General features: G+C 61.6%; 3 protein-coding genes. 1 reads left to right on the top strand and 2 read right to left on the bottom strand.

What is annotated here, in order from left to right; translation table 11 throughout:
* Positions 1-154 precede the first annotated feature (154 nt).
* The gene (locus tag VA599_RS19395; protein ID WP_346790142.1) at positions 155-1,027 is read left to right on the top strand and encodes a trypsin-like serine protease; all 873 of its coding nucleotides are present in this window, start codon (positions 155-157) and stop codon (positions 1,025-1,027) included.
* A 364-nt stretch (positions 1,028-1,391) separates the two neighbouring features.
* On the opposite strand, the gene VA599_RS19390 is transcribed toward VA599_RS19395, so the two are convergent.
* Both VA599_RS19390 and VA599_RS19385 read right to left on the bottom strand, forming a co-directional pair.
* A complete protein-coding gene (locus VA599_RS19390; protein ID WP_346790141.1) occupies positions 1,392-1,817 on the bottom strand; it encodes a hypothetical protein in 426 nt (141 codons plus the stop codon).
* A gap of 65 nt (positions 1,818-1,882) precedes the next feature.
* Positions 1,883-12,286 carry a LysM peptidoglycan-binding domain-containing protein gene (locus VA599_RS19385; protein WP_346790139.1) on the bottom strand — a complete coding sequence of 3,468 codons (10,404 nt, stop codon included), beginning with the start codon at positions 12,284-12,286 and terminating at the stop codon, positions 1,883-1,885.
* Between the last annotated feature and the right edge of the window lie 16 nt (positions 12,287-12,302).

The following is a 12,302-nucleotide window of genomic DNA, read 5'->3' as shown; positions in this document are numbered from 1 at the left end:
GCTCCCCGGCTTCAGCGCTGCGCCGCCCCTCAAGCCAGACATGGCATGACTCCATCGGGCATCACGCCAGCCGCCCTTCACAAACCGCTCCCCTCCTCGTCCCTGCGAATGAGCGCCGCGCGCACCGCCGGCCCCAGACTGAAGGAGCGGCATCATGCAATTCAACGACACCGCCAAAAAAGACGCGCTGGCTGCTTTCGCCCGGCTGCCTCAAGCAGTCAGGGAGCAGATCCAGTTCAGCTCGGTCAGGCTGAGCAACGATCGCTTCACCGGCTCAGGCGCGCTGGTCATCGACGCCAACCAGATCCAGGGCATCGTCACCGCCAAGCACAATCTGTGCGTGCGCGCCGGCATAGACACGCCGGCCGCCTGGAACGAGAACCAAGTCAACGGCCTGATCACCAGCTTCCTCGATGGCCTGAAAGTGGGCTACGACTTCCCCGCCACCGCGCCGGACAATATCCGCCTGCCGACGCCGGCGAAGGAGCAAGAGCTGAACGCCGCCATCAGCGACATCGAATTCCGCAACGGCTACGGCCGCTGGGACTACGACCTGATGTTCATCTCCTTCAAGGCTCCGCTGCCGATACGCGACTACATCGCCGCCAGCCCCAAGCATCGCGTCACCTACGGCAACGGCGACCTGGCCTTCTACCGCCAGGACCCGGCCGGCAAGGGCGTGTTCGTCACCGGCTTCGGCGATGTGCTGAACGCCCAGGGCGGGCAGCTCAACCTGTCCCACCCTTTCCAGGTACGCAACGCCGCCATCGCGTCCCGCCAGGCCCAGGTGCTGCGCCACAGCCGTCCCGACCTCTACTTCACCGACGCGCTGATCACCGAGGCATCCAACAACAGCAGCACCGCCACCGGCGACTCCGGCGGTCCGGCTTTTTATGTCAGCGGCAGCCGGGTCTACCTGATGGGAGCGACGCTGGGCGCCAATTTCCTGCCCGACCGGCTGCCGCCCGACAAACCCATCATCAACAATGCGGCGACGGCGCTGTATGCCGGGGGGTATCTGTTCTGAATTCTGCTTACACCTCGATAAGCGTTGAGCTTCGCTAGTTCGGGCCAATCCATGGCCTCGCCCTACCGCGGCCCACCCGCTATACGCAACACCCCATCATCACATTTTGCTTCCGGCTCGCCACGAACTTATTAAGGGATGCTTGAACCAAAAGAAAAAGGCGCATCTCCATTAAGGGGATGCGCCGCTTATGCGATGGATCATGCCAGCGCTGTAGCGCCGATGGCGTTGCTCCAGAACCATAGCTTGGGCTGAATGAAATGAAGCCCAACGCTTACCGAGAAAATCCACGACCCCATAAATATTGATCGCCACGTATCACGGTGAACGTTGGGCTTCGCAGACTCAGCCCGACCTACGCCCTTTATCCCGGCATAATAACTGTCACTCCCTCCGCCAGCATTCTCTCTTTTACTTTTCGATATACCTCATCATTCTCGATGGACAATATAGAATTAAGTTCACGATTAACTATTACATACCTCGGCCCGAGTGGCTTAATTTCGCTTTGCAGTCCGCGCGGCAGGAGTACCACCATCAATTTCTCAGCATCATTCTTTTCCATCTGGCCAATGCTTATTTCTTTCGCCCCTTTAAATTTCTCAAGAAGCTCCTTCGAAGATAGAGAAGCAAAAGCCGACACACTCTTTAAAACCAGCAGGCTTTTTAAATCAGCCCCACCTTTAAAAATAACCACTAATTCAACTAAATCGGGAAGTGGGCTCAAACACCAATTTGGCTGACTTCCATCCCAAAGATATGAATAATTCTGCAAATACTCTTCACTCACTTACATCTCCTTGGCCACATACAATGATTCAGTCTTCACCGCATGCAACTACTATACGCTTACCTCTAAGGCTTCCTGGGAAGCCAGATGCTAGTTGTCTTTTCCGAAAACAAAGCACCGGTTCCTGCACTCAAATCTCGGCCTCCGCCAAATCTAACAACGACATCCCGCTCTACAGGAATAATCATAGAGCTTCTTTGCGGCGATCCTATGCCTTTCAAATACTCGAGGACCTGCATATCAGCTTCACTTGCATAACGAGCACCACCGGCACCATTAATACCTGGATGGGTATGATTTATCAGCATACGGTCCGCCTCTTTAGGGAAGTTAACACTTCCAGCCTCACCAGAGTGCAAGAAGTATTGACCACCACCACCATTTCGCCCCGGACCAAGTTTATAAGTCACAGCAAACTCGACCCCATGCTTAGCAGTGAGATTTTCCATATCGATGATGGATGGACGCCCTACAATTGGGAATCCAGCGGCACCAGGTAGCCCTTCACCAACTCTCTCCCCATATAGCAACTTCGACACAGGACTTTCTAGCCGCGGTCCAATCAATGTGGCATTTGGAACCACATACTTAGGCATCCGCGCATCACCCCACAGATTAGCAGTTCCGCGAACTCCTCTCGCCCCCTCAAAGCCCAGCATGCCAAAGGCAACATTACTACCACCTTCTAACCACTCACCATCAGCAATCTGAGCAAAACCAAAACCAGTTTGCCTTGCTGCCACCAGCATGCTGACACCGCGATAGGTAGCCCCAATCCCTCCCGTAGCAAACGTCAGGGCGGGAGTACTAATGTTAGCCAACTCCTGATGACGTGCCATCAGCGCACGCTCCTGCCACCGCCCATCCGTCATTCGATCAGGGCGGCTTGCGATTTCCAACTGGCGCTCTTGAGAACCAAGCAAAGGGTTTAGCATTTTATTACCAACGCCAAACCTACTGATGAAGCGCTGCAAATCCAGCGCACCAGCGGCAACATCCGACTGCAAGCCAGAATTATCGATTAGGTCCGAAACTTGTTGCCGCTGATCTTCCCGCATCGCAGCTTCAAGCAGCCCCTTCCGCTCTTGATCGTTCCGGGCTCTACCCCAACTAGCAATCAGTTTGTTGACTTGCCTATGTGTCAGGTAATTATTCTCCGCAACATTCTGCCCCGCCCCGGCCGCAGTCATCGCATCCAGCCCCGCCATCTCAGCGAGCGCCGCGCCCGGCAAACGGCTCAACTGCGGCAGAATCCTGTCTGCGGCATCGCCTTCCAACCCCAACGAATCAGCCATCCAGGCGGTTGTCAACGAACTGGCGCCAGCCCCGATCGCGCCAGCCCAGGCATCTTTGCCCATCCAAGCCGAACCCAACGCCCCTACACCCATATGCGCCACCGCGCGGGCATAGCCGCCTTCACTCCAAGCGCCGTCAAACAGGCCCTGCTTCGCATCGGCAAGCTCTTGGTAAGCGCCATAATCCCCGACCGCCTGCGCCCCGCTTTGCATGAAGGCCGAACCCCAGGCTTGTTCCCCACGCAGACCGCTGCCAAAGCTACTCAGCGCGCTTTGCACATAATTTATCGGCATATTGGAGAACGCCTGCGCAAAGTCCTTGGATGCGCCCATGGACGCCAATCCGTTCTCGGTCGACGCGCTCAAGCTGCGTCCCCAATCGGAATTACGAACGCCCTGAGCCGCTACGCTGGCGGCCACACTGGTCCAACTGAAGCTCTTCTGTTGGCCCGACACCATCGCAATGCCTTGACTAGCCACATTGGCGACCGCGGCTTGAGCATAAGGCGCAGCCGCCCCCATTCCCTTGAAAGCCTCAACAACAGCGGGCGACTTCATCGCTCCACCGACACCCGCCGTCGCAGCGGTGGTGAGAGCCGACACTCCAACCTGCCCCCACGAGAACTTGTCTTGCACTCCTATCGCCATGGCCACGCCCTGACTGACGATGGAGCCAACCGCGCCAGCAATGCCTGCTGCCGCCAATGCACCTAAAGTACTTGCGCTCGTGAGCACCGCCATCCCCGATGCCATGACACCGGCCGTACTTACCAAGGTTGGGGCCAACAGTGGCGCCAAGGCCCCTGCAGTAAACACCACCGCCACCACTGCCACCACCGCGACCAGAATCATCCCAAACCCACCGCAACCACCGCCTCCCGGCGGCGGCGGGGGCGGCGGCGGTTCCGGCAGCGTCGGCGTCACATCGCCTATCGCCTCGCCCGGGCTGTAAACCCGATACGTGCCGCTGTTGTTATGGAAATTGGTGACCTTGTTCGGCACTCGCAGCACTTGGCCGGCCTTCAGCGCTTCCGTGCCTTGCAGACCGTTGGCGTCGGCCAGCAGGTACCACAGCGAGCGGTCGCCCCACAGATTGGCGGCGATCACTTGCAGCGTGTCGCCTTCGCGCACGGTGACGCTGCCCGGCGCTTGTCCCGGGTAATTGGGGCCGATCGGCTCGTAGTTCTGGTCGAAGTCGGCGCTGCTTACCGCCACGCCAAAGCGGTACTGATCTTTCTTGTTGCCCAAGCTGGTTTGCGCCAGCGCCTGGGCGAAGTCGACGCGGCTGGGGCCGTCGTTGCCCACCGCGCCCACTTGCTTGCTGTCGACGTAGTAGTAATCCTGGCGCTTGTAGACAGACTGTTTGTCGATCTCTTCGCGCCGAACCACCACGCCCTGGGCGTCGTTGACGTAGCGCAGGCTGCGCTGGCCTTTCTCGTCTATGGCCTCTTTCAGGTGGCCGTTGACGTCATAGGTCAGGTGCGAGATGCCCGGCTGCCAGCCCGGCGCGTCCTTGTTGTACGGCTGGGCGGTGATGGTGGACTGCTTGGCTTCGTCCCACCATTCATAGCCGTAGTAGGTAGTAGTGGTGGTGCCCTTGCTGACCTGGGTGGTGGTTTTGACCGTGCCGTCGGCCATCAGGTCGTAGGTTGTGGTGGCGCCATCCACCACCTGGCGTTTGATCTTGTTGTCGTTGTCGTAGTCGGTGTGGGTCTGGCTGGCCTTGCTGCCGCCGTCGCCGTTTTTCCAGTCGTAGCTGGCGGAGTCGGTGACACGGCCCAGCAGGTCGTTGTCGCGATGGAAGGCGGTTTTGCCGTTGATCTGGGTATCGACCAGATAGCCGTCGGCGGTGTAGCTGTAGGCTTCCACCGTGCCGTCGCTGCCGTTGATGACTTTGGCGCGCTGGCCGAAGCTGTCGTATTCGATACTCACGCCGCGGCTGCCGCGCGCCAGGTTGCCGGATGCGTCGCGGCTGCCCTGGCTCAGCGTGAAGCGGTTCATCGCGTCGTAGTCGTACCAGTTGTCCTGCACCTGGCGGCTGCCGTCCTTGCCGTCCTGGTACACGCTGTAGACGCGCTGGCGGTTGCCGACGGCGTCGTACTGGTAGCGGCTTAGGAATTTGGGATCCTTGATCTCGATCACCCGGCCGCGCTCGTCGTAGCGCATCGTCGATTGCTGGTAGAAGGTCAGGTGGTCGCGGTCCGGGCCGTTGGCATAGGCTTCATAATTCTTGCGGCCGTCGTCGTCGTAGCCGTACAGCGTGTACTGATGCGCAACGCGGTCTTCGATGCCCTGCAGATTGCCGTTGCCGTAGTAGGTGTAGACGATGTTCTGGCCGTTGCTGGACGACTGCGTCGCCAGTTGGCCGGCGTTGTTGTACTGGTATTGCGTCACCCGGCCGCCCAGGTCGCGGTGCTCGGCCTTGAGGCCGAACAGGCTGGTGGCGTCCTGCAGCGTCATCTGGTTGGCATTGGTGGTGGTCATGCGCCAGCCGCCCACCACGATGCCGCCGGCGCCCTTCAGTTGGGCGTCCCAGGCGTAGCTGTAAGCGGTGTGGCGGCCCGCCGCGCTGACGGTGTCCAACACCCGGCCCAGGCTGTCGTAGCGGGTGGTGTCGGTCAGCACGTCGCTGCCGTTGCTGGTGGTCCGGTGGCCGATGCGCTGGCCGGCGCTGTCGTAGTCATACTCGTCGTAGCCGCGCTTGCCGCCCGCGCCCGGCGCGCGGTCCAGCCGCTTCAGGCGGCCGAGCTTGTCGTAGGCGTAGTCCTGCTGGCGCTGGCCGTTGACGGTCTGCGCGCGCAGATTACCCAGCTGGTCGTAGCACATGGACTTGTAACTGCCGTCAGCATGCCACTCTGCCCAAACCTTGCCTTGGCCGTCGCGGCTGCCGGACACCCAACCTTGGCGGTTGTTATGGCCGTTGGCGTCGACGGTGGACACCAGATTACCCATCGCGTCGTAGCGATAGCGGGTGACGGCTTCGTCGCCCAGCTGGTCGCTGCCGTCGGCGTTTTTCAGCGTATTGCCGTCGTCGTCGCGCAGCTTGAGCCTGGCCTCGCGCTTGGCCACCAGCTTGCCGGCGGCGTTGTAGTCGGAGGTGGTGGCGTTGCCGACGCCGTCGGTTTCGCTGACCACTTCGCCGAAGGCGTTGTAGGCCTGGCGGCGGACCACGGTGGCGTTGTACAGCGACTTGTCCACCACCCATTGCAGCGACTGGCCGTTGAGCTGGCTGCTGTTGCTGCCGCGGTGGATGTAGCCGCTGGTTTCCAGCGCCGAACCGTCGGCGCCGTTGACCACCGCGCCGGCGGCGTCGCGCAGGATGAAGCGGTATTCGTAGTCGCCCTCTTTCCAGTCGTCGACATTCAGCAGGAAGGTGCCGGCGGCGTTGCGCGGTATCTGCGCCTGCAGCCAATCGCCGTTGCCGCCCTTGACGCGGTAGCTCAGGTCCAGCCGCATGGCGCTGGGCTGTTTGGGGGCGAACTCCACCCCCAGCGGCAGGATCAAGCCGGAATTCTGGTCCAGCTTGAGTTCCTGATTCGCGCCCAGCGTCATCTGGCCGAGCAGGCGGTTGATCAGGACGCCGCCGGCGTCGAAGATCCGGTACTCGAATTCGTAATTGCCGGCCGGCGCGCCGTTCTCGCCGGTGTCCCAGTCGAAACGGCCCGGACCATCGCCGCTCTTGGTCAGCGCCTTGGTGAGGTAATCGCCCTGGCTGCCGGCCAGGCGGTAGCGCACCACGCCGCTGGCCGCCAGCGCGGACTGGTTGCTCAGGTGGACGATCTGCGTCTGGCTGCTCCACGGCGTCGGCTGGCCCAAGGTGTTGGCCTCGCCGGGCACGAAGCTGCCCACTACGCGGCCGGTCTCATTGCCGCTGGCGTCCAAACCTTGCAAGTCGTACTCGTAGCGCGCGCCGGGCTTGATGCCAAGCGCGGCAGTGTTGATGGTGAACCAGCCATTGGCGATGCCTGCCGGCGCCGCCATGCTCACGTTGTAAGCCTGGGTCCAGGCGCCGCTGCCCGGCGGCGAGCGGAAGCGCACCAGGCCATGCGTGGCATTGCCGCCCAGACCGGTCACATTGAGCAGGCCGTCGGCAGTCAGGAAGGCCTGGTCGGCGGCCAAGGGCTGGCCCTGGCCATTCTTAGCCGGGCTGATCGACGGCGCGCCGTCGTTCAGCGCCATCTGTCCCTGGCCGCTGTTCTTGATATTGCCGGCGGCGTCCAGCGCCAGATAGCGGTACTCGTAATTGCCGCGCGCCATGCCGGACCAATCGTAGGCGAACCAGCCGGCCGCGTTTTGGCCGTTGATCTGCATAGGCGGCACATTAGCAATATTCCAACCACCGGCGCTTCCAACGGGACGGGTTAGCAATAATGCTCTTGAAGAATTTACTGACACCCCTTGTATATGAACTTTTCTTACATCAATAGTTTCACCCTTCCAACCAACATCCCAATCTCCATAATCATTCCAATTATTTCGATTAGCAATCGCGAATGCACCTGTAAGGTAAGTTGCATCTATCTGCCTAAATGCATCTTCATTTATATGAAAAAGTGTAGCAACTTTCTTATCTGCTTTTAGCGAGGTAAGTAACACATCTCCAACATCACTCACCTTATAAATTTCGATGTCAAATTGATATGCTAAGTTTACCCAGTCTCTCAAATACAATGGCGCACCTATAGCATAGCGAGGCCCCATTCCTTCTAAAGTAGATACAACTTTAATTGGAACTCTAAGATTAAACCTCCCTCCACCATCTGCAATCCCATCGCCCGCATAAATGATCTTTGGAGCAACTTGCTCCTCCAGCATAAGCCACGAAGCATAATAAGACTTGACTCTAACCTTAAGCTTACCCCCCCCAATTTCCAACAATGGAGTTGGTAAATCGACCGAAACCATTACTCCCTCAGGATGAATATCATCACTGAGCCCCGTAACTCCATAGTATCGAATAGAATTTATCTTTGGATTCCAAGCGCCTCCAACAGTCACACGCCCAGCCCCCGCCGGATTCGCCGTCCCGCCCTGCCGCACCGGCACCGCCCCCACCGTCACCACATCGCCATTGCCCGTCAGCGGCTTCGCCACTTCCCACGCCTTGACCTGCACCGACTGCGCGTCGGTCGCGTTGGCGATCCGCGGCTGGTAGGTCGCCACGTGCTGGTTGCGCGCATCGTACTCGTCCAGCTTCAAGCGGTAGTCGTTCAGGTATTGCTGGTAGTTGGCGCCGTGCACGTCCGACAGCAGGTTCAGCACCGTCTTCAGGTCCTGGCTGTGCAGCAGGTCCTGGCTGTCGGCGCCGGACTCCACCGTCATGGTGGCGTTGCCGTTGGCGTCATAGCCGTACAGCTTGGTCACTCCGCCGGCGTTGCCGCGGGTCAGCCGGCCGGCGCCGTCGTATTCGCTGAACTCCTGCCAGTCGCCCTGGCGGTTGACGCTGGTGCGTTTGCCGCTGATCTGGCCCCAGGCGTTGTAGCTGGTTTCGGTATACAGGCCGGTGCCGGCGTCCTGTTTGACGCTCTGCTGCTTGGCGGCGGTGTAGGCGTACAGCGTGATGTCCTGGCCGCCGGCCGCTTCCTTGCGGTCGCGACGAGTGCGGCTGACGTTGCCGACCGCGTCGTAGTCGTAGTACGTGGCATTGCCTTCGGCGTCCTTCGTCCAGTCGACCCGGCCGCCGGCGGCGTAGTGGGTTTCGCTGAACACGCCGTCAACGCCGGCCCGGCGCACCTGCGTCGCCTGGCCCAGGCCGTTGTAGGCGGTGTCGGTGGTCGGGCGGGCCGCCTTGCCCTGGTAATCAACAAACACGGCCTCTTCGCGATGGATCTCGCGCCCCAGCTTGTCGTAGCCGATATCGGTGACGCCGCCCTTGGCGTCAGTCTGCTGATCGACCAGGCCCAACACGTTGTAATGGTACTGGGTGCGCACGGTGTCGATCACGTCGCTGACGCCATCGTCCTTCGACAGTTGGACATTACGCCGGCGCTCTTCCTTCACCCGGCCCAGCAAGTCGTAGTCGAACTCGCTGATGCGGTCCTGGGCGTCGGTCTTGAGCTTGGCCTTGACCGCGTCCAGCGTGTCGCCATCGGCCGGCACGCCGATGGCGGCGGCGTAGCGGGTTTCGCGGATCGGCTTGCCGGCACTGTTGTAGTCCCAGGCCACCGCGTAGCCGGCGGCGTCCACTTCCAGCAGCTTGCGGCCGGCCTTGTCGTAGTAGCGGTGCACGCTGCGATTGGCCTTGTCTCGGACCTGGGCCAGGTTGCCGTTGGCGTCGGTTTCGCGGATGACGTTGCCGTTGGCGTCGTAGTCGCGGCTGCTGACCAGGTCGCTGGTCAGGATGTCGTAGTTGCTCTTGGCGCCGTTGTCGTCGCCCGGCTGGCGGTGCAGCGCGATCACCTGCTGATTGGGGACGATGGTGCGCTTGAGCCGGTTGTTGTTGTCGTACTCAAACTTGGTGACCCGGCAGGCGCCGTCCGCCGGTTGCGGCGTACTGCCGTCGGCCGGCAGGCCCACCGCAGTGGCGTAGACGCGCTGTTCCGTCACGTTGCCGGCGCCGTCGTAGGCCCAGGTGGTGACGTAGCCGTCGCCGTTTCTCTCCCTCACCTTGCGGTTCTGGCTGTCGTAGGCGCTGCGGGTGACGTTGCCGTTGGCGTCGATGAATTCCACCAAGTTGCCAGCCGCGTCGTAGCGCCGGCTTTCGGTCGGACTGACATTGTTCTGCACGCCTTTGTCCAGCGTGTAGATGGTCACCACGTCGCCGCTCTGGCTGACCAGCCGGTTCAGGCTGTCGTAGCCGTAGCGGGTGCTGCGCTGTTCCGGCTGCCCTTCGGCCTCCACTTGCAGGGTGCGGTTGCCGAAGCCGTCGTACTCGAAGCGCTTGGTGCTAAGCACGGTCGCGCCGTCGCGGCCGGTTTCCTTCAGCACATGGCCGGCGGCGTCGTAGTCGTAGCTGAACACCGCGCCCAGCTGATTGGTGTAGCTCGCCTTGTTGCCGAAGGCGTCGTAAGTCATGCTCTCGATGCCGCCTTCGGCGTCGGTGATCTGGGTCTGCCGGCCCAGCGCGTCGTAGTCGACCCGGCTGACGGCGTCGCGTTTGGCGTCGGCGGCTACGGTCGGCAGGACGCCGATCTGCAGCGTGGACGGATCGACGGCGTTGGCGTAGCGGGTGACGGCGCGGGCGTTGCCGAGGGCGTCGTAGTCGGTGCGGGTGGCGCCGCCTTCCGGATCCACCTGCAAGATGCGGCGGCCCAGCGCGTCGAAGTAGAAGTAGCCGGCGTTACCGCGCGGGTCGGTGATCTTGACGGCGTTGCCGAAGGCGTCGTAATCGGTGACGGTGGCGTCGCCCTCGCCGTGGGTTTCCTTATGCACCCGGCCCAGCGCGTCGAACTCGCGGCTGGTGAGGTGGTGGTTGCCGTCCCACTCCTTGACCCGGTTGCCGTAGGCGTCCAGTTCGTAGCGGACGGTCTGGGCTTGAGTGATGCCGTCGCCTTTGCTGACGGAGAGGAGGCGGCCGGCGGAGTCATAAATATACTGCGTGCTATGCGCAGCGGGGCCCTGAACGGTCGCCCGGCTGACATACGCCGTCGTCTCCCGTGTCAGCTCCGGCGCGCGATTGGTCGCAAACTGCAGTTGCAGCTGCGTCCATTCATACTCTCCGCTCACCGTGTAGCTGTAACTCTGCGCCCGGCTCGCGCCTTTGGCGTACAGGTACAACGTGCCCCCCGTCGCGTTGGTGGCGAACTCCAGCTCATAGGTCGTCCCCGCCTGGTACACCCCCAGCGCGGCTTCCCGCCATTGATCCTGCGCATTGGCGATTTGCGCATAGGCGACACCGTTCGGCCGGAACAGCACGCACAGTCGACCGGTCTTGCCCACCGTGTTCTGCACCATCGCATGCAGCGTGTCCTGCAGCTGCATTGGCGTCAGCTCAAGCTGGAAAGTGCTGCCCGCTGCCGCCGTCCCCGGCACCGCCATTCCCGCCCAGGAGCCACCCGCTTCCGGTTTACCAGTCAACTTCAGCTGACCGTTTTCCACCACGCCAGCTTTACCGCTGCTACCGGACAGATCGAGTGATCGGTTGGGCGCCAGCGCAGCCTGCAGTTCCGCTTCGCTCGGCTGCGCTGACAGCGATACGCTTTGCTCGTAGCGTTTCTCTTCTACCAGTTGTCCGGCGGCATCGTACTTGCGCTCCGTCACCAGCCCCAGCGGGTCGATGGTGTAACGCTGCCTGCCCGCGGCGTCATACACCATACGCGTGGTCTGATCTTGGCCACCGGGTTTCAGTTGGACTGCCAGATCGCCGGCTTGCAACGGCTGTGCCAGTCCACCCAACGCGACGGCTTGGCCATAACGCACTGTCGCGGTAACGTTGCCAGCGGCATCGTAGCGTCTCTCGGTGACATAGCCCTGCGCGTCGATCGCATAGGTCTGCCGACCGGTGGCGTCGTAAACGTACTGCGTGCTCCGTGCCGCCGGTCCAGTCACCGACGCCCGGCGGACATACGCCGTCGTTTCGCGCATCAGCTCCGGCGCGCGATTGGTCGCAAACTGCAGTTGCAGCTGCGTCCACTCATACTCTCCCGTCACCATGTAGCTGTAACCTTGCGCCCGGCTCGCTCCCTTGGCATACAAATACAGCGTGCCGCCAGTCGCATTGGTCACGAACTCCAGCACATAGGTGGTGCCGGCCTGGTAGACGCCCAGCGATGCTTCCCGCCATTGATCCTTCGCGTTGGCAATTTGCGCATAGGCGACACCGTTCGGCCGGAACAGCACGCACAGTCGGCCGGTCTTGCCCACCGTGTTCTGCACCATCACGTGCAGCGTGTCCTGCAGCTGCGTCGGCGTCAGCTCCACTTGGAAGGTGCTGCCCGCCGCAGCCAGGCCCGGCACGCTCATCCCGGCCCAGGAGCCACCTGCTTCTGGTTTGCCTATCAGCTTCAGCTGGCCGCTCTCCACCACCCCGGCGTCACCGCTGCTGCCGGACAGATCGAGTGATCGGTTGGGCGCCAGCGCAGCCTGCAGTTCCGCCTCGCTCGGCTGCGCCGACAGCGGCACGCTCTGATCGTAGCGTTTCTCTTCTACCAGTTGTCCGGCGGCATCGTACTTGCGCTCGGTCACCTGCCCCAGCGGGTCGATGCTGTAGCGCAGCCGGTCGTTGCCGTCGTACACATAGCGCGTAACGTTG

This window comes from Chromobacterium indicum (assembly GCF_039708975.1).
Lineage (GTDB): Bacteria > Pseudomonadota > Gammaproteobacteria > Burkholderiales > Chromobacteriaceae > Chromobacterium > Chromobacterium piscinae.
The sequence above is the reverse complement of the archived record's forward strand: the minus strand, read 5'-3'. Positions and strand labels throughout refer to the sequence as shown.

Coding starts and splice junctions, on each gene's coding strand:
- VA599_RS19395 (WP_346790142.1), top strand. CDS start 155: ATGCAATTCAACGACACCGCCAAAAAAGACGCGCTGGCTGCTTTCGCC.